Origin of the sequence: Brevibacillus sp. MER 51, from assembly GCF_023714195.1 — a bacterium.
Classification (GTDB): Bacteria; Bacillota; Bacilli; order Brevibacillales; family Brevibacillaceae; genus Brevibacillus.
Map to the genome: position 1 here is coordinate 109,611 of NZ_JAMAUS010000009.1, position 22,234 is coordinate 131,844.

The 22,234-nt window shown below is 49.3% G+C and carries 17 protein-coding genes; 2 read left to right on the top strand and 15 right to left on the bottom strand.

Annotation, left to right across the window (positions count from 1 at the left end; all coding sequences use genetic code 11):
* Positions 1–73: 73 nt before the first annotated feature.
* On the top strand, positions 74–994 hold the full coding sequence (locus M3630_RS19735; RefSeq protein WP_173610613.1) for a diguanylate cyclase domain-containing protein: 921 nt from the start codon (positions 74–76) through the stop codon (positions 992–994).
* Here M3630_RS19735 and M3630_RS19740 read toward each other — a convergent pair whose 3' ends face one another.
* From M3630_RS19740 to M3630_RS19770, 7 genes are all read right to left on the bottom strand, one after another.
* Complete coding sequence (locus M3630_RS19740) at positions 995–1,900, bottom strand: MraY family glycosyltransferase (RefSeq protein WP_232773977.1); 906 nt, start codon at positions 1,898–1,900, stop codon at positions 995–997. It lies immediately after the preceding gene.
* A gap of 155 nt (positions 1,901–2,055) precedes the next feature.
* Complete coding sequence (gene pruA / locus M3630_RS19745; RefSeq protein ID WP_047072228.1) at positions 2,056–3,603, bottom strand: L-glutamate gamma-semialdehyde dehydrogenase; 1,548 nt, start codon at positions 3,601–3,603, stop codon at positions 2,056–2,058.
* Positions 3,604–3,878: 275 nt separating this feature from the next.
* Positions 3,879–4,946, bottom strand: coding sequence for a CamS family sex pheromone protein (locus M3630_RS19750; RefSeq protein WP_221866826.1), 1,068 nt, complete (start codon positions 4,944–4,946; stop codon positions 3,879–3,881).
* 41 nt (positions 4,947–4,987) lie between these two features.
* Positions 4,988–5,917 (bottom strand): WD40/YVTN/BNR-like repeat-containing protein, encoded by a 930-nt coding sequence (locus M3630_RS19755; RefSeq protein WP_173610615.1) that lies wholly within the window; start codon positions 5,915–5,917, stop codon positions 4,988–4,990.
* A 20-nt stretch (positions 5,918–5,937) separates the two neighbouring features.
* A complete protein-coding gene (ligA, locus tag M3630_RS19760; RefSeq protein WP_251253224.1) occupies positions 5,938–7,953 on the bottom strand; it encodes an NAD-dependent DNA ligase LigA in 2,016 nt (671 codons plus the stop codon).
* A gap of 48 nt (positions 7,954–8,001) precedes the next feature.
* Entirely contained in the window at positions 8,002–10,347 is a 2,346-nt protein-coding gene (pcrA, locus tag M3630_RS19765) for a DNA helicase PcrA (protein ID WP_221866825.1), read from the bottom strand.
* Positions 10,348–10,448: 101 nt separating this feature from the next.
* On the bottom strand, positions 10,449–10,886 hold the full coding sequence (locus M3630_RS19770; protein ID WP_251253225.1) for a VanW family protein: 438 nt from the start codon (positions 10,884–10,886) through the stop codon (positions 10,449–10,451).
* A gap of 195 nt (positions 10,887–11,081) precedes the next feature.
* Between M3630_RS19770 and M3630_RS19775 the strand changes: the two genes are divergently transcribed.
* Positions 11,082–12,131 carry a DUF418 domain-containing protein gene (locus M3630_RS19775; RefSeq protein WP_173610755.1) on the top strand — a complete coding sequence of 350 codons (1,050 nt, stop codon included), beginning with the start codon at positions 11,082–11,084 and terminating at the stop codon, positions 12,129–12,131.
* A 54-nt stretch (positions 12,132–12,185) separates the two neighbouring features.
* Here M3630_RS19775 and mglC read toward each other — a convergent pair whose 3' ends face one another.
* From mglC to M3630_RS19815, 8 genes are all read right to left on the bottom strand, one after another.
* Positions 12,186–13,205, bottom strand: a complete 1,020-nt coding sequence (gene mglC / locus M3630_RS19780; RefSeq protein WP_173610619.1) for a galactose/methyl galactoside ABC transporter permease MglC — start codon at positions 13,203–13,205, stop codon at positions 12,186–12,188.
* An 18-nt stretch (positions 13,206–13,223) separates the two neighbouring features.
* The gene (locus M3630_RS19785) at positions 13,224–14,741 is read right to left on the bottom strand and encodes a sugar ABC transporter ATP-binding protein (RefSeq protein ID WP_251253226.1); all 1,518 of its coding nucleotides are present in this window, start codon (positions 14,739–14,741) and stop codon (positions 13,224–13,226) included.
* A gap of 83 nt (positions 14,742–14,824) precedes the next feature.
* The gene (locus tag M3630_RS19790) at positions 14,825–15,871 is read right to left on the bottom strand and encodes a galactose ABC transporter substrate-binding protein (protein WP_251253227.1); all 1,047 of its coding nucleotides are present in this window, start codon (positions 15,869–15,871) and stop codon (positions 14,825–14,827) included.
* Between the two features lie 125 nt (positions 15,872–15,996).
* Entirely contained in the window at positions 15,997–16,968 is a 972-nt protein-coding gene (locus M3630_RS19795; protein ID WP_232773982.1) for a substrate-binding domain-containing protein, read from the bottom strand.
* A gap of 8 nt (positions 16,969–16,976) precedes the next feature.
* Positions 16,977–18,740, bottom strand: coding sequence for a cache domain-containing sensor histidine kinase (locus tag M3630_RS19800; RefSeq protein WP_251253228.1), 1,764 nt, complete (start codon positions 18,738–18,740; stop codon positions 16,977–16,979).
* Between the two features lie 3 nt (positions 18,741–18,743).
* Positions 18,744–20,348, bottom strand: coding sequence for a response regulator (locus M3630_RS19805; protein WP_251253229.1), 1,605 nt, complete (start codon positions 20,346–20,348; stop codon positions 18,744–18,746).
* Positions 20,349–20,418: 70 nt separating this feature from the next.
* Positions 20,419–20,904: a tetratricopeptide repeat protein gene (locus M3630_RS19810; RefSeq protein WP_251253230.1), complete on the bottom strand. Its 486-nt coding sequence runs from the start codon at positions 20,902–20,904 to the stop codon at positions 20,419–20,421.
* A gap of 80 nt (positions 20,905–20,984) precedes the next feature.
* Positions 20,985–22,223 carry a PqqD family protein gene (locus tag M3630_RS19815; protein ID WP_251253231.1) on the bottom strand — a complete coding sequence of 413 codons (1,239 nt, stop codon included), beginning with the start codon at positions 22,221–22,223 and terminating at the stop codon, positions 20,985–20,987.
* Between the last annotated feature and the right edge of the window lie 11 nt (positions 22,224–22,234).

Genomic DNA, 22,234 nt, shown 5'->3' on the forward strand with positions numbered 1-22,234 from the left:
GTTCATCATTTTCTTCGGCAGTCTTGCTATACTATAATCATTCTAAGAAGCCACTTATCAGGAGATATCGGTTATGGTGAAGAAACTCGATATTACTACACTTATCAGTCAGCATGGTGATATCCTAACCAGTCTATTCGATCATATGTCGGACATGTTCTTTCTCATGGCTGTCGAACAAGATGTGGACGGGGAGTATCAGTTTCGCTATGTATTGATGAATCCATCGGCGATGCACGTCGCCCAATTGAGCGAGGAAGCATACGGAAAAAAGTTTGAGGACGTCTATCCTCATGAAAAAGCCAGCTTATTACAGCACATGTACACACAAGCAGTAAAAAGCGGGAGTCCGATCCATTTTACTGCGAATGGTGACATCATTGGCGAATCCATTCTATCTCCTGTCTACGATAGCCATGGCGTATGCACGCATGTCTTTTCCATTACCCGCGATGTTACGGAACGAACAAACCTGGAGTCACAGCTGGCCTACATGGCGTATCATGATGTGCTCACGGGATTGCCAAACAGGCGGCTCCTCTCCGAAAAGCTCCAGCAAGCTCTACGTGCTGCCCAATCAAAAGAGGAAATAGTAGCTGCCCTCTATCTGGACTGTGACCGCTTTAAAGAAATCAACGACACATGGGGTCATGACACAGGCGATCTGTTTTTGCAAATGCTGGCTACTCGCCTCAAGTCATCTGTTCGAGATGGAGATATCGTCGCACGTCTGGGTGGAGACGAGTTTGTCATCGTCCTGACCGGCATTCACTCCGAACGTCAGGTTGAAAAAATTGCGAACCGTATCCTGCTTGCAACGCAAGAGCCATGGATGATCGAGGACCGGACTATACCGTTTTCGACAAGCATAGGCATTGCCCTCTATCCGGCATCTGCAAGCGAAGCCGAACAACTGCTGAGCAATGCGGACAAAGCACTTTATCAGGCCAAAAAGACAGGGCGGAATCGTTTCTTTTTCTTTAACCCTATTTGATTATTGGCTGTAAAACAAAAACACGGCCAAGACGGAAAACAGCAAGCTCACCACATACAGAATGATAACCGTCTGCTTCGTAGACAACCCCCGGGACATGAGCCGATGATGAACATGTCGGCGATCCGCTTGGTACATGGGGGAACCCGCCAAAAGCCGACTGATGATGACCTGTACAGTGTCTATGACGGGCAAGCCTACTGCCAGTACCGTCACGACTAATGAAATGATTGTAGCCCCTTTCATCGTTCCTTCCAACGAGATCACGCCGAGAGCGAATCCCAAAAACATCGAACCCGCATCACCCATAAAAATTTTCGCCGGATAAAAATTAAAGCGTAGAAAAGCGAGTGCAGCACCTGCCAGTGCAACTGCCAATAATGCCGTTAATTCTTGACCTTTGAGCATCGACAAAAAGAACAAGGTCACTGCTGAGATTGCGGTAGCACCGGCAGCAAGCCCGTCGACTCCATCCAAAAAATTCACCATATTGATCAAACCGACGATCCACAGCACGGTCATCAGCAGGGAGACAAGGATTGGAAATGAGATATACGTCCCATCCTCTCCCCCCAGCCACATCAAATTGATTCCCCGAAAGCGAATATCCATGAGAAAGGTCATCGTCGCGACCAGTAACTGCACCATCAGCTTCGGCAGTGCCGGAAATTCTTTTTTTTGCGACTTAAACGTATCGTCTACCCATCCAATGGCCACCAACACGGCCCCTCCAACTGCCAAAACTGCAACGGATTTTTGCGCCCCTGCAAAAAAAGTTGACACCAACAAGAGACCGACGAACATCGCCAAACCACCAGATAATGGGATCGGCCTGCTATGTCCCTTTCTCCCCTTTGGCATATCCAGCAGCTTTGTTTTCCAAGCCAGCCAATTTGCTACTGGCATCAACAAATACACAACAAAAAACGAGGAGAGTCCTGACACGATATAAGTAAACAGCTACCCTCACCTGCTTTGCCCTTCATTTTGTCTTTAGTGTGGACAAAATGGAAACAAAAAAGCCGCCTCTGTAAAAGAGGCAGCCTTTTTTATTGCGTAGCTTATAGTTTTTCGGACACCATTTTTGCTTGTGTGAAGAGCAGGAGGTAGTCTGGTCCACCCGCTTTGGAGTCTGTACCGGACATGTTGAAGCCTCCGAATGGATGTACACCCACCAAAGCGCCTGTGCACTTGCGGTTGAAGTACAGGTTACCTACGTGGAACTCTTCGCGAGCGCGCTCCAGGTTCTCACGGTTGCGGCTGATGACAGCGCCAGTCAAGCCGTACTCAGTGTTGTTCGCGATTTCCATTGCATGATCGAAATCGTTGGCTTTGCAGAACGCTACCACTGGGCCAAAGATCTCTTCTTGCATGATGCGAGCTTGTGGATCTACATCTGCAAATACAGTTGGCATGATGAAGTAGCCGGATTCTGGACCTTTTTCGCCACCTGCAACCAGTTTGCCTTCTGTTTTACCAATCTCGATGTACTCGAGGATTTTGTTGTATGCTTTCTCGTCAACCACAGGACCTGTGTAGAAATCGTTGGTTCTGATGTCGCCCACAGTCAGTTGTTTTGTCAGTTCTACTACACGGCCCAGTACTTGGTCGTACACGTCTTGGTGAACGATTGCACGGGAGCAAGCAGAACATTTTTGACCGGAGAAGCCAAATGCAGAAGCCACGATGGACTGTGCAGCCAACTCGATATCGCAGTCGTTGTCAACAACGATGGAGTCTTTACCGCCCATTTCAGCAACCAGACGCTTCATCCATTTTTGACCTGGACGATGTTTCGCAGCCAGTTCGTTGATGCGCAGACCTACGTCACGGGAGCCTGTGAAGCTGATGAAACGAGTCAGGTTGTGCTCTACGAGGTAATCCCCGATTTGGCTACCGGAACCTGGTACGAAGTTTACAACACCAGCTGGTACGCCAGCGTCTTCGAGAATCTCCATGAATTTCGCAGCGATTACTGGAGTGGTAGAAGCAGGCTTCAACACAACGGTGTTACCCGCTACAAGAGCTGCTGTCGTCATACCAACCATGATCGCAAGAGGGAAGTTCCAAGGTGGGATAACGATACCTACACCAAGTGGAACGTAGTACAATTCGTTGTCCTCATCAGGGATACGAGGCAGATCATGGCGCTGGGACAGCTTATCCATTTGACGGCCATAGTATTCCATGAAGTCGATTGCTTCTGCTGTGTCAGCGTCAGCTTCTGCCCAGCTTTTTCCTGCTTCTTTTACGAGCCAAGCAGAGAACTCATGCTTACGGCGACGCAGGATTGCTGCTGCTTTATACAGATAGCGGGAACGTGCTTGTGCAGGAACCTTTTTCCATGTTTCGAAAGTGCTAGCAGCTGTTTGGATCGCTTTTTCAGCCAGTGCTTGGTCAGCCTGGGAAACAACGCCCACTACTTGTTCTTTATTAGAAGGGTTGAAGGAGTTGGATTTCTTTTCAGTTGTGATGCGTTCTCCGCCGATGATAAGCGGATACTCACGGCCAAGCTCACTTTCTACCTTAGCGAGCGCTTCTTCAAATGCCTTTTTATTTTCTGGCAGACTAAAATTGGTAAACGCCTCGTTTTTGAATTCCACTTGCATCTGTGACGCCTCCTTATCGATATCTTCCATGTTCGGATCACTCATAAAACATATGCAAGGATCATACCAACAAAACCATTAAAGGCTCGACTCTATTAGTGTTTGCATTTTTGCAGAAAAATCACCGACAAGATTCAAGAAGTATCCCGAACACTTTTGTGCACACACCGTTCAACATTTCACACATCTGTTCAATCCACTATCTTTTGTGTACAAAAAAAACACCCGATCTCCTCACCTTCTCAGGTGATCATTCGGGTGTTTTATGCTTTTCCTTATTGTCTGTAAATATGCATATACGGCTCTCCACTTGTCGGTCGAATGTAGAGCGACAATGGTTTATTCATCGACTGTACGTACAGGTTGACGTGAACGCTTTTGTCGAAGAGCTGATTAATGCTTCCTGCTGCAAATTGCGTAAACTGCAAAACCTCTGTTCTGGAGTCATACTCTGCCGTGGCTGTAATCGTAATTTCCGTGAGCTTGCCGTCCATGAAACGTCCCAGTCCAGTCATCCCGATATATTCAGGGAAATAGCCCTTGGATTGGCGCATCAGCTTGTCGTACTGCAACGACTGCTCTGGGTATTTCTGCTCAACCTCCGGACTCGGGAACAGGAAATATTCCTCTTCGATCGGCAGCCACTTGGATATCGTTGCTTCATTCGCCCCTACTGTTCCTGACATGATGAAGTGCCCCGGCACCAGAGTAGAATTCGCCTCCGGTACTTGATACATCAAAACCAGGATCGGAACTTCCGGACTAGTTGCACGTACAGACTGCACGATACGAGCTGCAAGCTGCTGACCTTTTGCTTGCAGTTCTTGTGTCGTGTACACCTTGTCCTGACCAGTTGCGTCCTGATAGTTCGGCGAAAGCGACAAGCCTAACACCATGCCAGCCAGGCTCTTATCCTTCTTGCTCAGGTAATCATGCTCCAGTACGTGCACGAGAATTCCGTTTTTCTTTTTCCCGTTGGCCCCAGCCGTCTTTTCCTGTGCGATCCACTGGGTAACTTGCTCTTTTTTGACCACTTGACCTTCTTGGAAATAATAATCGGACGTCGGGTATGTCTCCCGAGCAAACTCCATCAAGCCTAATTCAAGGTGACTGAAATCGACGCGATATTTCGTATCAGCAAGCATTCCTCGTGTCTGGTTTGGCTGGTACGGGGTAATGCTGCCGTAGTAATCCTCGGATACTTCCACTACCTCCGACAAGGACGGTGTAGTAGGCTCAGGAGCTTTGTCCTTGCCCCCAGGTATCAACGAGCAGCCAGTCAATGCCATCACAAGAAGTACAGCTGTCAAGAACCTGCATCCTGTCAAAAACTTCACTTTCATAGATTACTCCTTTTCGTATCCAAAGGTGGGCGATGTACAAATCATTCGTTCCACTTGACCCATCGATTGTCTTCGAGCTTGTAGATCAATGCCGATTCGCCAATTCCCACCCATTTTGTATCCTCGCCACCTGAAGCGATGACAATCAGCTTTTCCGGTGAGCGAGCATCAAGCAAACGCCATTCGCCCTTGATTTTCTCGTAGATACCTTTTTCGGTTGCGACAGCGAGAGTGCCAGTTCGTCTGTTAATGGCTAGCGAATAGATCTGCTGTGCTCCGGGAATCTCCTCTGTCTTCCACTGCCCCTCTTCATTATAGAGCAAGCTGAATTGGGCCGCTACATAGAGTCGGTCTTGTTCGGGATCAAAGTCCATGGCAAATACTTCCTGATCCATCGGCTGCCACAAACTCCATGATTGGGCCCCGTCCGTCGACTGATAGATGCCTTCACCCGAGACAAAGGCAAACAGACGCACTTCGTCTCCTTGGCGATTCCCTACAAAGCTGCTGATATTCGCTGGCTCTGGCAACCCCTTGTTGACAGAAGTCCACTTTTTACCACCATCTGTTGAATGAAGAACCCCATCAATCCCGCCGACAAATATTTGCTTCGGATCATCCGGGTCCACAAACCAACCTTCGATCGCATACTGCTCTAAATCTGTCGAGAGAGATCCCCACGTTCCACCGCCAGCTGAGCTATACAACCCTGCATTCGTACCAACCCATATTTGACGAGCATCATCGGTCATCATCAGATTGTGAATGGTTGCTCCCAATTCCAATACGTCCTGATAGGTCAAGTTCCCTTGTAGAGCAGCAGCTGTGACTGTTGGAGGAGTCGTATTGATTTGTTTACCACTGCCAGTACTGCTGTTACTTCCACAGCCAACCAATTGCAGCATGGCTATTACACCGATTCCCCATTTCAGGAAGCTATTCATGCTCTTCACGTCCCTTCCCTTACTCATCCGTTGTCGCCACCGTTTTCTTAGGCGTTGCTCTCCAATACTTGCAGGAAGCCTGCTTCGTCCATTACAGCCACGCCTAGTTTTTCTGCCTTCTCCAGCTTGGAGCCGGCTTTTTCACCTGCAATCACCAGGTCTGTCTTTTTGCTGACGCTGCCTGTTACCTTGCCACCCAAGCGCGCAATCGCTTCCTCTGCCTCCTGCCGCGACATTTGCGTCAAGGTGCCGGTCAAAACGATTGTTTTGCCTGAGAATGGGAGGTCTTCGCCACTCTCAATGCGGATTCCTTTGTACTCCATGTTTACTCCGGCCGCTCGCAGTCTCTCAATAACTGCCTGCGCCTGCGGCTGTGCGAAGTAGTTCACGAGACTCGCAGCCATTTTCGGCCCGATCTCATCGATTTGCGTAATCTCTTCTTCGGATGCCTGCATGATGGCATCGATATTGCCAAAATGCTCCGCGAGAACACGTGCCGCCTTGGCTCCAACCAAGCGAATGCCAAGACCGAACAATACGCGCTCCAGCGAGTTCTCCTTGCTTGCTTCAATTGCCGCAAGCAAATTATCTACGGACTTTTCACCCATGCGCTCCATGCCCAGCAGAGCATCGCGCTGCTGGTGCAAATAATACAGGTCAGCGACACTGTGGATAATACCGTCGCGATACAGCTGGGCCACGACCTTTTCTCCCAAGCCGTCAATGTTCATGGCCGTCCGGGACACGAAATGAATCATGCCTTCACGGATCAGTGCGGGACACATTGGATTGATGCAGCGTAGAGCCACTTCTTCCTCCAAGCGTACCAGCTCGCTCCCGCATTCTGGACAATGCGTTGGCATGGCAAACGGTACTTCATTTCCAGTACGACGCTCTGGCAAGACCGCGATAATTTCCGGGATAATGTCCCCTGCTTTCTTGACGACAACATGATCACCGATAAGGAGGCCTTTTTCCCGAATGATGTCTTCGTTGTGCAAGGAAGCGCGCTTCACGGTTGTACCTGCCAAACTGACTGGCTTCAATAAAGCAGTCGGGGTGACATTCCCTGTACGCCCCACAGATACTTCAATACCTTCGAGAATCGTAACCGCTTCTTCGGCAGGGAACTTGTATGCGATGGCCCAACGTGGACTTTTCGCAGTAAAACCAAGCTCCTCCTGCTGAGCGTAACTGTCGACCTTGATCACCATGCCGTCGATTTCATAAGGCAAATGAGGACGCTTCTCTGTCCAACTGGCAATAAAAGCGAGCAGTTCATCGACGTCGTCAAATACACGTCGCTCCTGATTCACCATGAAACCTAGCGTCTCCAGCAAATCAAGCCCTTCACTGTGCGATTCCACTGTCTCCCCTTGCAAATCGCCAATGCCGTAAATAAACGTATCCAGTTGACGGGATGCGGCAATTTTCGGATCGAGCTGTCGGAGCGAGCCTGCTGCGGAATTGCGCGGATTGGCAAATAACGCTTCTCCTCGCTCCTCGCGCTCTTTATTCAGCTTTTCAAATGCTCCCTTGGACATGTAAGCCTCACCGCGAACCTCAAGGGTTAACGGCTTCGTCAATCGCAAAGGAATCGAACGAATCGTTTTCAGGTTTTGTGTGATGTCTTCGCCTGTTGTTCCGTCTCCACGTGTAGCCCCGCGGACGAACAGCCCATTTTCATAATGAAGCGACACGGCCAGACCATCAATTTTCAGTTCAGCTACATATCGGACAGCCTGACTGCCAACGGTCTGACGAACCCGGCGGTCAAAGTCCCTGATGTCCTCCTCATTAAAGGCGTTGCCGAGACTGAGCATCGGTGTCTTATGAACGACCTTTTCAAAGAAGGGCAGCGGCTCTCCCCCTACACGCAAGGAAGGGGAATCAGGTGACTGCAAATCAGGGAAGCTGGTTTCAAGCTCCTTTAGCTCCCGCATCAATTGATCGTATTCCTGGTCAGAAATCTCAGGTCGATCCTCTTCATGGTAAAGACGATTATGCCGCTCAATTCGTTTCGCTAATTCTTTAATTTTTGTTTCCGCCGTCAATCGATCCATTTCGTTCATCCTTTACTTTTGCGATTGGCCTGTATTTGCATTTGCACATTATCCTTTTTGAATAGGGGCGAACTTCGCTAACAGCTTTTTAATGCCAGTCGGGCTTGGGAAAGCAATGTCGAGCTCCATGTCGTCGCCCGTTCCTTTTACTTTGACAACCGTACCGTTGCCCCATTTGCCATGCGCCACTCTGTCGCCAACCTTCCAATCAACGCCTGCTCCTTGACCGTGTCCAGGCAGTTTTTCACCCGCCGGACGAGTAAATGTAGCAGGTGTACTGCTTGCGGTTCGCTGACCCATGCCAAATTTCGGAGCAGAGCCTGCTTGTGAGGAGGACGCTCCAAACGGTCTCGCTCCCGCATCACGCCCGAATGCACTGCCATCACGCTGTCCAAATGCACTGCTGCGTCCACCACCGAAGCCTCTGTCCGCTGTCGCTGGATTTCCTTCCAACAGCTCAGCCGGAATTTCTTGCAGGAAGCGAGACGGCGCATTCACATTGGTCCGTCCAAACAGCGTCCGCATACGGGCACATGTCATGTACAGGCGTTCCTCCGCCCGTGTAATTCCCACGTAAGCCAGACGGCGCTCTTCCTCCATTTCGGCATCGTCAAACAAAGAGCGGCTATGCGGGAAGACACCTTCCTCGCAACCTACCAGGAACACCACAGGGAACTCCAGCCCTTTGGCGCTGTGCAAGGTCATTAATACAACCTGTCCCTCTGCCGATACTTCCTCCTGGGCACCATCATCTCCCAAGGAATCGATGTCTGCTACCAGCGCGAGGTCGGTCAGGAACGCAAGCAAGCTCTTGTCTTCATTTTTGCGCTCGAACTCCTGGGTTACAGACAGGAACTCCTCGATATTCTCCAGACGAGCCTGTGCTTCCAGCGTCTTTTCTTCTTTTAATGAATCGCGGTATCCAGAGCGCTTCAGCACTTCTTCCACCAGCTCAGTCACACTCAAGTAATCGGTCATTTGCATCAGATTCGAGATGAGATCATTAAAGGAAAGAATTGCATTTGTGGTGCGTGAAGGCAGCCCCATGTAAGCCGTCTCCTGAATCGCTTGGAAAAGGGACTGACCATTTGCGTTCGCATACGCTTGCAGCTTGTCTACCGTCGTATCCCCGATATTACGCTTCGGTACGTTGATAATGCGCTGCAAGCTGATATCGTCATCCGGATTGGAGATGAGACGCAAATAAGCCAAGATGTCCTTGATCTCTTTGCGATCGTAGAACTTGGTTCCGCCGACGATGGTGTACGGCATGTTCGACTTGATGAAAACTTCCTCGACCACACGAGACTGTGCATTCGTCCGATACAAGACTGCGAACTTGTCGTAGCGCTTGTACTGTGCCATCTGCTTGCGAATCGTATCGACGATAAAATACGCCTCGTCGTGCTCGGAATCCCCCTGGAAGCACATGATCTTGTCGCCGCCGGGATTCTCTGTCCAGAGCTTCTTCTCCTTGCGCAGCTTGTTGTTGGCAATGACCTGGTTCGCCGCCTGCAAAATCGTTTTGGTGGAGCGATAGTTTTGCTCGAGCTTGATGAGCTTGGCTTCTGGATAGTCTTTTTCAAAGTTTAAAATGATCGAGATATCTGCACCGCGCCATTTATAAATACTTTGGTCAGCATCCCCCACGCAGCATACATTTCGATACTTGTCTGCCAGCATGGAAATCAAAAGGTATTGCGCGCGGTTTGTATCCTGATACTCGTCAACGTGTATATAACGGAATTTCTTTTGATAAAACTCCAATACTTCCGGCACTTCTTTAAACAGACGAACTGTCGTCATGATTAGATCATCGAAGTCCAGCGACTGGTTATTTCTCAACTTTTTCTGATAAGCCGTGTAAACCTTTGCTGCCACTTGTGCAAATGGATCGCCCGCTAGACGCGTATAGGTTTCTGGATCGGTCAGCTCGTTTTTCGCTCCGCTGATCGCAGCCAAAATCGAACGCGGCTCATACTGCTTCGGATCGATGTTCAATTCTTTTAAACATTGCTTGACGACAGACAACTGGTCACCCGCATCTAAAATGGAAAAGCTGCGATTGATCCCCAGTCGGTCGATATCCCTGCGCAAAATCCGCACACACAAGGAGTGAAACGTCGACAGCCATGCATCCTGCGCTGCCGCTCCGCCAATAATTGCCGCCACACGGTTTTGCATCTCCCGCGCTGCTTTGTTGGTGAAGGTGATCGCCAAAATGCTCCAAGGCGCTACCTGTTTGGCACTGATCAGGTATGCAATACGCTGTGTCAGTACCTTGGTCTTGCCACTACCCGCACCGGCCAAAATCAAGACGGGGCCTTCTGTTGTAAGGACTGCTTCCCGCTGCTCAGGGTTCAGGCCTGCTGTGATACGATCTGCATAAGACATATGTATAAATCCACCTTTCCACGTTCCCTAGACGAAAGCATATGTTCCTATTTTCGCACAGATCGCAGTGGAGTTCCAGTTCGTATCCCGAACAGGAAACATCATCCTTTGGGCAGCAATGGCTCATACATCAAATAAGCCCGATTCTGCGTCAGCCATTCCTGTTCCAACCATTCTCCTTCCAGCGTGTAAACATCCCGATACAATTCATTTTTCCCCTCTACATAGCCTTTGCTACGAGTCGGCTTGCCAATCTGCTTCCAATACGAAAAGGTTTCCCCGGGATGGATGATCAATCCGTTCAATCGTTCAATTGCCAGCCGCAAATTGATCACTTTGTTGTGCTGCATCCACATTTCCACGTTCTGCAATGGGCGTAACAAAATCGTTTGATGAGAATAATGGACATAACGCAACCATTCGCTTCTTTTCTCATGAGCGAACCTCGTTCGACCAAATGTCCATTGTACATACCTTTTCCAACGAAAAAAGGTCATGCCTGCTGCCAGACGCCACTTCCCCCGTGCGATCGGTTTCATTGTGCACCCCGACTTCCTGATTATTACAATAGACGCAGGAATTCAGGATGAAGTTGCGGTCGAATACGGGAGATCCGCTCACTTCTTACACTTTTGTAAGCGAGACGTAAGCAAATGCCATTTCTCCTCTATCCCCGGATGAGCTAGGATAGGAAAAGTGCGTGATCGGACGGCGAACAACGAGAGAAGGAAGTGATGGGATTGAGCGAAAACGCTCCTACCATGAACCAACGAATTGATACCTTAGATACCGTACGGGGCTTTGCCTTAATGGGCATTCTCCTCGTCAACATTGTGGCATTGCTGTATGCGCAAACCCCTGAGATTGGAAGTGTGGACCACTGGCTGTTCCAGTTTTTTAATTTCTTTGTGGAATCTCGCTTCTTCGTGATCTTTTCCTTCTTGTTTGGCGTAGGCTTCTATATTTTCATCAGTCGGGCAAAAGAAAAAGGGGCCAATAGCACTGTTTTGTTCATTCGGCGTCTGATTGCGCTACTCGCTCTTGGCTTTGTGCATAAAATGTTTCACCCTGGTGAAGCACTTTTCATCTACGCTATCTTCGGTTTCATCTTACTGCCCTTTTATCGATTGAAGGCGCGAACCAATCTGATTATCGGCCTTATTCTTTCTATCGCTGTCTGCTCTATTGGCTTCAAAGCGCTTTTGGTGCTTCCCTTGTTTATTCTGGGACTTGCTGTCGGGCAGTACGGAGTCTTTCAGGACATTCCGAGATTTATGCCTGTGATTAAAAAAGTGCAGGGCGTGACCCTCGTCCTTTCGTTAATCGGCTTGTTTATCCAATACCGACTGACTCCGACTGATCTAGCAATGAGTGGGGCGAATCTGGTTGTAGACGATACCGTGTCAGAAGAAGCCCTCCAGCAGTTGATGAACTACACGATTGCCTTGACCTCTACTGGTCTTGTCATGGCTGCCTTTTACACGACTACCTTGATTCGGCTGCTGCAAAATAAAACCGTTCAGACCGTCCTCTCTCCGCTGACCAGCTACGGTCGCATGGCTTTGACAAACTACGTCGGACAAACCGTATTGATCCTTGTGGGAGGCTATTTGTTCGATTGGTTTGGCAATCTCGGCTACCTGCAAACGACATTGATCTGCCTTGGTATCTACGTGGTGCAAATGGTATCAAGCGTACTCTGGCTATCTGCCTTCCGCATGGGGCCACTGGAGTGGGTATGGCGATTATTTACGTATATGAAAATCACACCGTTGCGAAAATAAACAAGCAAAGACCCCAGAAAAGCTGCATTGGTTGACAGCCGACTGGGGTCTCTATTATTTTTTCGCCAAGTATTTACGAATGTCAAAAGCAACGGCTGCCACAATGATGAGTCCTTTGATGATGAGCTGCCAATACGGGCTGACTCCGATAAACGTAAGACCGTAGTTGATGACACCAAAAATAAGGACACCCGCAAGCACTCCTGGAACGGTACCAATTCCGCCAGACGTCGAGACTCCACCTACCACACAGGCTGCAATGGCGTCCAGCTCGTACATGTTGCCGTAGTTGTTCGTCGCGCCACCTGTCCGAGCTGCCTCCAGAACACCACCGAGTCCATACAGGGCACCAGCAATGGCATAAATGATCATGAGGTTGAAAGCAACGTTGATCCCGGAAACAGTTGCGGCCTGCATGTTGCCCCCGATGGCGTACATGTTTTTACCAAGCCGTGTTTTGTTGAAGATCACCCAGACGATGAACGCAACCATGATCGCAATGATGACGATATACGGAATCGAATACGGGCCACTCGGGCCGATGTACCCTGTCCCAAGCTGATTGAAGTCACTCCGCAGTCCGGCTATTGGCTGCGATTGATTGGGCTCCATATCAAAATAGATAGAGTTGAACCCGTATACAATGACCATCATGCCCAGCGTGGCGATAAAAGGGGGCACACTAAAGCGGGACACAATGATGCCGTTGATCAGGCCAACCAGCAAACCCGCAGCAATTGCAATGATAATAGGGATAAGCAACGGCAAATCGGGTAAATCGGGGAAAAATCTCCTTGGATAGTCTTGAGTTTGCAGCATCGAAGCGGAGATGACAGCCGTCAATCCGACCACTCGCCCCGCGGAAAGATCCGTTCCGCCCGTAATAAGAACAAACGCAGCACCCAAAGCAATAATGGCACGAGTTGAGGATTGGATCAAAATATCCCGAAGCGTTGTAATGGAAAGAAAATTGGGATCGTAAATCGCTATTCCCGCTATTAACAAAACCAGAACGATATAGATGGCGTTTTGCGTAACAAAGCCATGCACCTGTTTAGCAGACAATTGAGACATGCCTGTTCCCCTCCTTTCTCATGCAAGATGCTTGGTAGCCAGCCGCATGATTTCTTCTTCCGTTGCCGCTGTACCTGACAAAAAACCGGAGAGCTTACCCTCGCACATGACCATGATCCGATCTGACATGCCAAGCAACTCCGGCATTTCCGAGGAAATCATGATGATGCCTTTTCCCTGGCTCGCCAGCTCCGCGATGATGGTGTAGATTTCGTATTTGGCGCCGACATCGACCCCACGTGTAGGTTCGTCCAGCAATAAAATATCCGGATCAGTCAAAAGCCACCGCGCCAAGAGAACCTTTTGCTGATTGCCTCCTGACAGGTTTTTGATCAGTGCTTTCATCGAAGGAGTCTTGACGCGGAGCATCTCGATGCTTCGGCTGACATCTGCTCTTCGCTTGCGTTCATTGAGGAGCAGAAAAGGTGTTTGATAACTGGCCAAATTCGCAATGACCGTATTTTCCAGAATCGATAAGACAGGAATGATGCCGGTGACTCTCCGCTCCTCCGTCAAGAGCGCCATTTTGTACTTTTTCGCATCCTTCGGTGATTTGATCCGTACCTCCTGACCGTTGATCGACACTTTTCCTGCTGACACTGCCCGCAGTCCAAACAATGCCTCAATCAGCTCTGTTCGTTGTGCACCCACGAGTCCGCCTATGCCCAAAATTTCGCCTTTGCGCAATTCAAACGACACATGCTGAAAGGACTGCGAAAATGGGGAGGTCAGTCCCTCTACCTTCAAAATGGGTTCTCCTGGTGTATTGGATCGACTTGGGAAACGCTGAGTCAGGTCCCGTCCGACCATCTTGGAGATGATCAGGTCTGTCGTCAGCTCGACTGCCCGCCATGTCCCAATGAGCTTGCCATCACGCATAATCGTCACGTCATCCGCGATCCGTAAAATTTCTTCCATCTTGTGTGAAATATAGATGATGGCGACGCCTCTGCTCTTCAGTTCACGGATGATCGCAAATAGCTGCTCCACCTCGTTTCCTGTCAGTGAAGACGTCGGCTCGTCCATAATAATCACTTTGGATTGGTAGGAGACAGCTTTGGCAATTTCAAGCGACTGTATCTTGGATACAGACAAGTCACGGACAACAGCGTGCGGATTTAGGTCCATTCCCAAATCAGCAAACAGCTTCTCCGTATCTGAAAGCATTTTTTTCTCATCCACGAACGGAAAAGGACCGATTCTTTTGACCGGAAAACGTCCCAGCCATATGTTTTCCATGACATTGCGAAAGGGCACCGGATGCAGCTCTTGATGAATCATGGAGATGCCATGTGCCAGCGCGTCCTTTGAGCTGCTCATCGTCACCTGCTCCTGGTTTAAGACGATTTCTCCCGCATCTGGCCGATAAATTCCGAAGAGACACTTCATCAGGGTCGATTTGCCCGCTCCATTCTCTCCCATCAGTGCATGGACTGTTCCGGGACGGACTTTTAGCGTGACATCATCGAGTGCCTTGACCCCTGGAAATTCTTTATGAATGTGGTTCATTTCCAACAAAAACCCCTGCTGGCCCATGTGAATGCCCTCCTTCTTGCAAAATCATCCCCATCACCGAAACAGGAGAGTCGGATTCGTCTCTTCACCGACTCTCCTGCTTTTTATTTCGCCTCGTTCATGTTCTCCTTGGTGATTTTTTTGTAGGGCACCCACACGTACTTGCCGTCCGTAATGTCAAAGCCTGTGGAGTCTTTCGTAGGCGTTTCACCCTTCGCCAAAGACGCTGCGATGCTAAGAGTGGCTCTTCCTTGGTTATTCGCATCGTTGAGGACCGTTCCGAGCAAGGTTCCCGCCTCGAGCTCCTTTAGCGCGGGCGCTGTGGCATCCACGCCAACAACGGGCATGTACTTGCCATTCGCAAAATAGCCGGATGCCTTCAGCGCTTCGATTGCCCCCAATGCCATATCGTCGTTGTTGGCAAGAACAGCTTCGATCTTGTCACCGGAAGCTGCGAGGAAGGCTGCCATCTTTTCCTGTCCTTTTACACGATCCCACATGGCCGTATCTTCCGCGACCTTCTCTACTTTAATCCCTGCATCTTCAATTGCCTTCACCGAAAACTTCGTCCGCAGCTCCGCATCCTGATGCCCCGGCTCGCCTTTTAACATGACGTATTGGAGGACACCATCCTTGTTTTTATCTGCTTCCGGATTGGCCTTCCAGTAATCGACGATCAACTGCCCAGAGATCGTGCCGGATTCCTCCGCTTTCGCTCCCACGTAGTAGACCTTATCCCACTTCTGCATATCCTCTGGCATCGGCTCACGGTTGAAGAAGACGACAGGAATATTGGCTTGCTTCGCTTTGTCGATAAGGACGCCAGCAGCTGTGCGATCCACCGGATTGATGGCGAGGGCATTTACCTTTTTGTTAATGAACAAATCCACTTTGTCATTTTGCGTAGGCTGGGCATTTTGGCTGTCTACAATGTCTACTTCCGCTTTGCCCTCTGCGGCTTTCGAAATCGCATTGCGCACTCCTGTCATGAACGTATCATCGAACTTGTAGATCGCGACTCCGACTTTGGGATTCCCCGCAGGAGCCGTCCCTCCCCCCGACGCTGTCGGCTGCGAACCGCCCGATTGTGAGCATCCAACCACTGAGAGTGTAACAACGGCTACCATTGTAGTGGCAATCAGCTTTCTCATTCGATAATCCCCCTTTATCCCCTATGTTTACATCTGATATACACCAAATGTAAGCGTTTTCCCGAATGTGTTCCATCGAAAATCCTGCGCATTTTTATCAAAATTCTCATCTGTTTTTCGGTGGTCTATTTAACGAAGGGGAAGAGGAGCTTTTGATTCTCCGACCAGAACATATTCTCCCGATCGATTACTTTTGTTCCCGTGTCGACCAGACTGGGCACTGCTTCTCCGTTGCTCGCTTCGACTGCGTACTTGACGCCGAGATATCCCATCGATAGCGGCTTCTGGATGATCGTCGCGGAAATAATTCCTTCCTGCAAATACTCGAGCACTTCCGGCGGACTGTCGATTGCTACGATTTTGACTTTGTCCCGCAGTCCACTGTTTTCCATTTCCTCGGCCACACCGATCGCTGTACTGGCATCGAGTGCAATCACTCCCTTCAACTGCGGATGCTTGCGGATCAGTTCGCGCGTCCACTCACTGATCTGCTTTTTATCTGAGGGAACATTTTCGTTGGCAACCAATTCAATCTCTATTTCCCGTGGGAGCAAGTCGAGGACGCCCTGTTCTCTTTGCTTGGCATTTGCCTTTGATCGATCTGTGCCGAGCAATGCGATTTGTCCTTTCTTTTCAATCAAAAACACCATTTTTTCGAATGCCTTCATGCCCATGTCGTAATTATCCGTCCCAATATAGCTTTTCACGGCTGAATCTTTTCCGACTGTGTCCAGCACAAGGATCGGGATAGCCCGCTCTCTTGTCAGCTTGATGGCTTCACGCAAAACTTGCTCGTCACTAGGTGCCACCACGATTGTCTCGGAGCCATCTGCGATTGCCTGCTGCACCAGCTCCAATTGCCTCTGGGCATCCTCCTCGTAGTCCGGCGCGTAGAAATTCAGGTTTCGCTCGTATTCCTTAGCAGCCATCTCCGCCCCGAGCTTGACCGTTCGCCAATAATCGCCATGCTTCATACGGACGATCAACGCCACTGTCTTTTTCTTGTCTACTTCCCCATTCGTTAGCGGGGCACTACACGAGTAAAAAAGCGTCACCGCTGCCAAAACGACCAGTCCGTATACGCTCAATCGTTTCACCGCTGTCCTCATAAACGATCTCGCCCCTCTGCAACCTGACACGGAATCCATACAGACACAACGGTCCCCTCTTCCTGTTCGCTCTCGATTTCCAAACCGTACTGTTCGCCGAAGGTCAAGCGTATGCGCTCTTGCACGTTTTGAATTCCAACCCCCGAGCCTTCTTCGGTTTTGTAAAAGCCAGCTTTTACTTGTGCAAGAACATCTGGGGACATGCCCAAGCCATTGTCGCTTACCTGAAGTAACACCTTGCCGTCGATGAGTGCTGCAAATATGCGAATCCGTCCCGGATCAGCCAAATGCTCAATCCCGTGGTAGATTGCGTTTTCCACAATCGGCTGGAGCAGTAATTTCAGGGTCAGGCAGTTGAGCACCTCATCCTCATTCTCGACCACGATCTCGTACTCAAATTTTTGCTTGTACCTCATTTTTTGAATAATGAGATAATGACGCACATGCTCAAGCTCTTCGCGCACCGTGATAATGTTCTTGCCTCTGCTCAGGCTAATCCGAAACAGCTTTGACAACGAAGTGATCGTGGTGATGACATCCTCGTTTTTTCCGTTGCCGACCATTCTGACCACAGAGTTCAACGTGTTGTACAGAAAATGCGGATTGATCTGTGCCTGTAGCACCTCCAACTCGCTTTTTCGTTTGGCTTCCTGTTCCCGAATGATCTGGTGCATCAATTCCCTGACCTTCGCGACCATCAGATGAAAACGCAAGGAAAGCTGTTCGACCTCATGGCTTCCCCGGATCGGTTCACTCTCTGAAAAGTCTCCCTGCTCCACCTTTTCCATGGATTGCTCCAGCAGCTTGATCGGTCGTGATATTTTCGCAGAGAGATAGTGCAGCACGAGCAACACAATGACAATCACAAAGATGAGCAACCAAAAAATAAAGCGGCTGATTTCTTTTTTGGTCGTGACAATCTCGTCCATGTAGGAGACCCCAATGATTTTCCAGCCTAGCTGATCGATCGTCTTGATGGTGATCAAGCGCGTTTCGTCCAGTGTCTCTTCTACATAGCTGCCGTAAGAATGCTTCAGCGGCAAGGAACGGTTTTCATTTTTCAATCCGGCGTAAATCAACTGCTGCTGCGGATGGTAGACGATGTTCCCGACCAAATCGATGATGTAGACGTACCCCTTTTTCCCCAAGCCCACCCTCTGGCACAGGTCATCGATCTCCTTGAAATTCACATCGACTAAAAGTACGGCAGGTATTTCTCCATCAGGTCCGTGGAGAAGAATTTCCCGACTCATTGAGACAACCCAGGTGTACTCCCCTTTAAACAAGTTCTGGATATGCGGGAGCGAAAAGTTCAGGTTCGTCGGGTCCTCGATCGCCTTCTGGAACCAGCTTTGTTCGGTCAAACGCGTGTTTTTCCTCAGTACCTTGGAAGGAGTTGTGGCCAATAGCGTTCCGTCTCGTGTAAAAACCGCGATAGAGACGATGTCCTTTCTCGTTTCTACTATGGTCTCAAGCTGTTCGCTCAGCTTGTATGCCGTGAGCCCCTTGCTTCTTCTGATCTTGTCATCGACGAGTTCGAAAATTTGCGTCATCCCGTTCAAATAGCTGTCCAGATTGTATTTTACCTGCTCCAGGATTTGCTGCGTGTGCAAATAGGCGTTTTGTTCTGCCGTCTGCGCAAATTTTCCGTACAGCATCACCCCGACAAACAGCATGACGAGTACTGTCACGAGTGTAAAGGAAGTGGTAATGATAAATTGAATGCCTTTGACCTTGATCACCGCGAGCAATCTTTTCATGGGTTAACCTTCCTGCTCGCTCTGACTTCGGTACTCTTTAGCAGACATACCTGTATACTTGCGAAAACTGAAACTAAAATAATTAGGATCGGTATATCCTACTTTCTCCGCGATTTCAAAAGACTTCAAATCGGTTGTCCGCAAAAGCTCCTTGGCCTTTTCCATGCGCAACGACAAGAGATAGGACACAAAGGTGGTTTTCGTCTCTTTCTTGAAAATACCGCTAAAATAACCGAGGCTGATGTGCAGATGCTCGCACACCTTATGGATGGATATGTCGGGAGAATGGTAATGTGCGTGGGTGTAATCCAATGCCTGCGTGATCAATCGCCTGTATGTCGTTTGCCGTCCGCTTGCGATATTCGCCATGAGGCGCTCACAAATATCTGTGATCTGTTCTCGGGCATCCTCCATACCGGTAAAGGTCGTCATAACCTGCAACAGATAACGTTGGCCTCCAAACAGTTGATCCATGTCAACTTCGGCACGATGGGCAGTCTTCAAAATGGTCGTCATAATCTCCAACAAATAAATTCGGTAGTCCTCAATGGATACGGGTACACCCGCCACTTGAGCAAACAATTCATCAATCACGATCCGAAGCTCCGTACTCGTCCCCATTTTGATGCACCGAACCAATTCATGCTCCCTTCTCTCATCGAGGCGTATCTGCTCACTCGCTTGCTTTTCCACGTCATTGATCACAATCATCCTGTTGCAGCCGAGGATGCTTTTGTAATCGAGTGCCTGCATAGCGTTCTCATACGAGTAAGGGAGTGCCGCTGCATCAGTCACGACGTTGCCGATTCCGATTGTTACCGTGATGCTCATATATTTTTCAATCGTTCGCCTGATTTCTTCTGCGATATTTTGTGTTCGCACTTCCATTCGCTGCGTGTCGTCTGCTTTTGTTCGCATGAGCAGCACTACCTGATCTTCATGGAGAAAAACGATGCCCGCCTGTTTGCCTGCGTTCAGCTGCTCTTCTGCAATATTTTTCACAGCGAAAAGAAACAGCTGCTGCTCCTCCCGCTTGGGCTGGTCTATACAAATGACCGCCACGAGGTATTCGGGACTCCTGAGCTCTATCCCGTATTCGCATGCTTTTGAAAAAACATCGTGCTGTACGAGTTGACGACTCAGCAAAGATGATAAAAAAACTTCCCGCAACACCGGCAAGCTTTTTCGATAGCTATCGCGCAGCAACTGAACGTTTTCCCGATGGGCCGCCTCTTCGTCCATCCGTCGCTTGACCTTGTCCAGCGCTTCCATCAGTTCGCTCGCAGAAAACGGCTTGAGCACATATTCATCAATTTGCAGCTTCACGGCCTTTTGCGCGTACTCGAACTCATCAAACCCAGTCAAGATAATGATGCGAATGGCAGGGTAATCGCGCCCGATAGACTCCGCCAGCTGAAGTCCGTTCATAAAGGGCATCTTGATGTCGGTTACGACGACGTCCGGTCGCAGCCTCTCTACCAGTTCCAATGCCTCTCTGCCGTTTTCTGCTTTGGCAACCACCTCGTATCCGTGGCTATGCCAGTCAATTTCTTGGCTAACCCCTTCCCTTACATCTTCTTCGTCATCTACCAATATCAGCTTATACATAGGCACCTCCCGCTGTTGTACTTGTACAACGGGAGGCGATTGTTTTCCTGCAAATGGAATTAGTATGGCGCTACCAAGTCTTATTCAGATCATCTGCATAGAACAGAATCGCTTTTTGATAGGCCAAAATCGTAGGATCGCTTGAGGTTTCTGCGAGGTTTTTCAGGAGGAGGTTCATGGCTTCGTGATGCTTCCCGAGATTGTAATACGCCATGGAAAGAAAAATCGGAAAGGAACGGTCGCAGGGGAACTGTTGCATCCCTTTTTCAAGCGTAGCTGCTGCCTGCTCGTATTGTCCCAGCGTACGATACGTACTGCCCAGACCAAGTAATGCCCCTTGCAGGTCGTCTTCGACAGACAGTTTGAGCTCAATCGCTTTTTCGTAAAAGGGAACGGCTTCCTTCTCCAATCCGGCTGCATCGTGGCACCACGCACACTGATAATGGGCGACAGGATCAGTAGGAGATTGGTTAACGAGCTGAAGGGCAAGCTGGATAGCCTCGTCCAGATGCCCTTCCTTTCGCAGATGAATGATAGTTTGGATCATCGGGTTCATGTGAGCACTTCCTTTGCCTGGGTATCTCTCTTCCCCCTTAGCGTAACAGGGCAGCTTGGCAAGGTGAAGACACAAATTAGTTATGTGCCCTGCAAAGATTTTGTCCGCTCTCTTTCGCTTCTCCGTTGTCGATAGGCTCTCATCCACGACCAGCCCAAAATGAGAAACGGAACCAGAACCAACAGGATCAACAGGATGCCGTCCCAAAACTCCCACGAGTGAAGCGGAGCGTTTTTCATGTCGTCGGCGATGATCCAAATGAAATCAACCGCCATGCGTAGCTGATACTGGACAAAAAACCAGATGCCCCACACTGATCCAATCAAGTAGACCCAGCTATACCAACGGATGACCCTTTTCTCATGGTCAGCTACGTACTCCCATTCCTCCTGCTCATCCTGCGTCAAGGAACGGAATTTCCCTTTCAAAAACATACGTGTATTCACCATCAAATTGGAGCATTGGAACTTGGTTGCCAACACGTAGTACAAGTCGGTCTGCATGAAAACCATGAACTGAAAGGCCAAAGCCATGAGAAGAATGACATTCAGCATGCGAATGAATGCTTCCATGAAGGGCACAAGCGTCAGCCAGCCTTGATCATTGGCAAACAACAAAATCACACCGACTCCCATAAACATCGCATCCCAGGACATCCCCGCCAAAAACGCCCTGTATCTGCGCTGTGGCTCAACGAGAACAATATTGGACATATTCGTCTCTGCTACAGCAAAAACAAGTCGATGCCCCAGACCGATACGACTGCCGATCCCCAATGATCGGGCCGCCATCAAGTGAGCGATCTCATGGAAAAACAGAAAAACCCATGTGGCCACGAAAGAAACCACTACCGAAACCGTCACGGAAGAAGAAACAAAAATATCGGAATAGACGGGGATATACTTGCCCGTAAACAAACAAATGAAAAGACCCGTGAAAAATAAGATACCGTATAATCCAAAGGCAACACGATTAAAGAAAAACTGACCCGTCCCTTGCTTGATCCAGGAGAAATGATCCACTACCGGTACTGGCTCGTTGACAACCTCTCCATCTGCCATGTAGACAAATTGATAGGAAGCGATTAAATCCTGCGCAAAGTCAAGCACATCCACCGGTTCACCCAACTGTTCTTCCATGATCGTCGCGACTTCATTGATGCTCTTCCCTTCATCCAGCATATCGATAATCTCGACACCAATGGCCGGAAGCACAATAAAATTGCTGATATCCGTTCGTCCAATGAGGATCTCTTCCTCGTTTTCCGCCCGACGCGCAAGCGGGTGCATCTTGAGAATGCTATCTCCGGAGATATTCAATTGACAGACAC

Bases quoted from the DNA above. Each gene is read 5' to 3' on its own strand.
- M3630_RS19735 (WP_173610613.1), top strand. From the start codon at position 74: ATGGTGAAGAAACTCGATATTACTACACTTATCAGTCAGCATGGTGAT.
- M3630_RS19740 (WP_232773977.1), bottom strand. From the start codon at position 1,900: ATGCCAGTAGCAAATTGGCTGGCTTGGAAAACAAAGCTGCTGGATATG.
- pruA (WP_047072228.1), bottom strand. From the start codon at position 3,603: ATGCAAGTGGAATTCAAAAACGAGGCGTTTACCAATTTTAGTCTGCCA.
- M3630_RS19750 (WP_221866826.1), bottom strand. From the start codon at position 4,946: ATGAAAGTGAAGTTTTTGACAGGATGCAGGTTCTTGACAGCTGTACTT.
- M3630_RS19755 (WP_173610615.1), bottom strand. From the start codon at position 5,917: ATGAGTAAGGGAAGGGACGTGAAGAGCATGAATAGCTTCCTGAAATGG.
- ligA (WP_251253224.1), bottom strand. From the start codon at position 7,953: ATGGATCGATTGACGGCGGAAACAAAAATTAAAGAATTAGCGAAACGA.
- pcrA (WP_221866825.1), bottom strand. From the start codon at position 10,347: ATGTCTTATGCAGATCGTATCACAGCAGGCCTGAACCCTGAGCAGCGG.
- M3630_RS19770 (WP_251253225.1), bottom strand. From the start codon at position 10,886: ATGAAACCGATCGCACGGGGGAAGTGGCGTCTGGCAGCAGGCATGACC.
- M3630_RS19775 (WP_173610755.1), top strand. From the start codon at position 11,082: ATGGGATTGAGCGAAAACGCTCCTACCATGAACCAACGAATTGATACC.
- mglC (WP_173610619.1), bottom strand. From the start codon at position 13,205: ATGTCTCAATTGTCTGCTAAACAGGTGCATGGCTTTGTTACGCAAAAC.
- M3630_RS19785 (WP_251253226.1), bottom strand. From the start codon at position 14,741: ATGGGCCAGCAGGGGTTTTTGTTGGAAATGAACCACATTCATAAAGAA.
- M3630_RS19790 (WP_251253227.1), bottom strand. From the start codon at position 15,871: ATGAGAAAGCTGATTGCCACTACAATGGTAGCCGTTGTTACACTCTCA.
- M3630_RS19800 (WP_251253228.1), bottom strand. From the start codon at position 18,740: ATGAAAAGATTGCTCGCGGTGATCAAGGTCAAAGGCATTCAATTTATC.
- M3630_RS19805 (WP_251253229.1), bottom strand. From the start codon at position 20,348: ATGTATAAGCTGATATTGGTAGATGACGAAGAAGATGTAAGGGAAGGG.
- M3630_RS19810 (WP_251253230.1), bottom strand. From the start codon at position 20,904: ATGAACCCGATGATCCAAACTATCATTCATCTGCGAAAGGAAGGGCAT.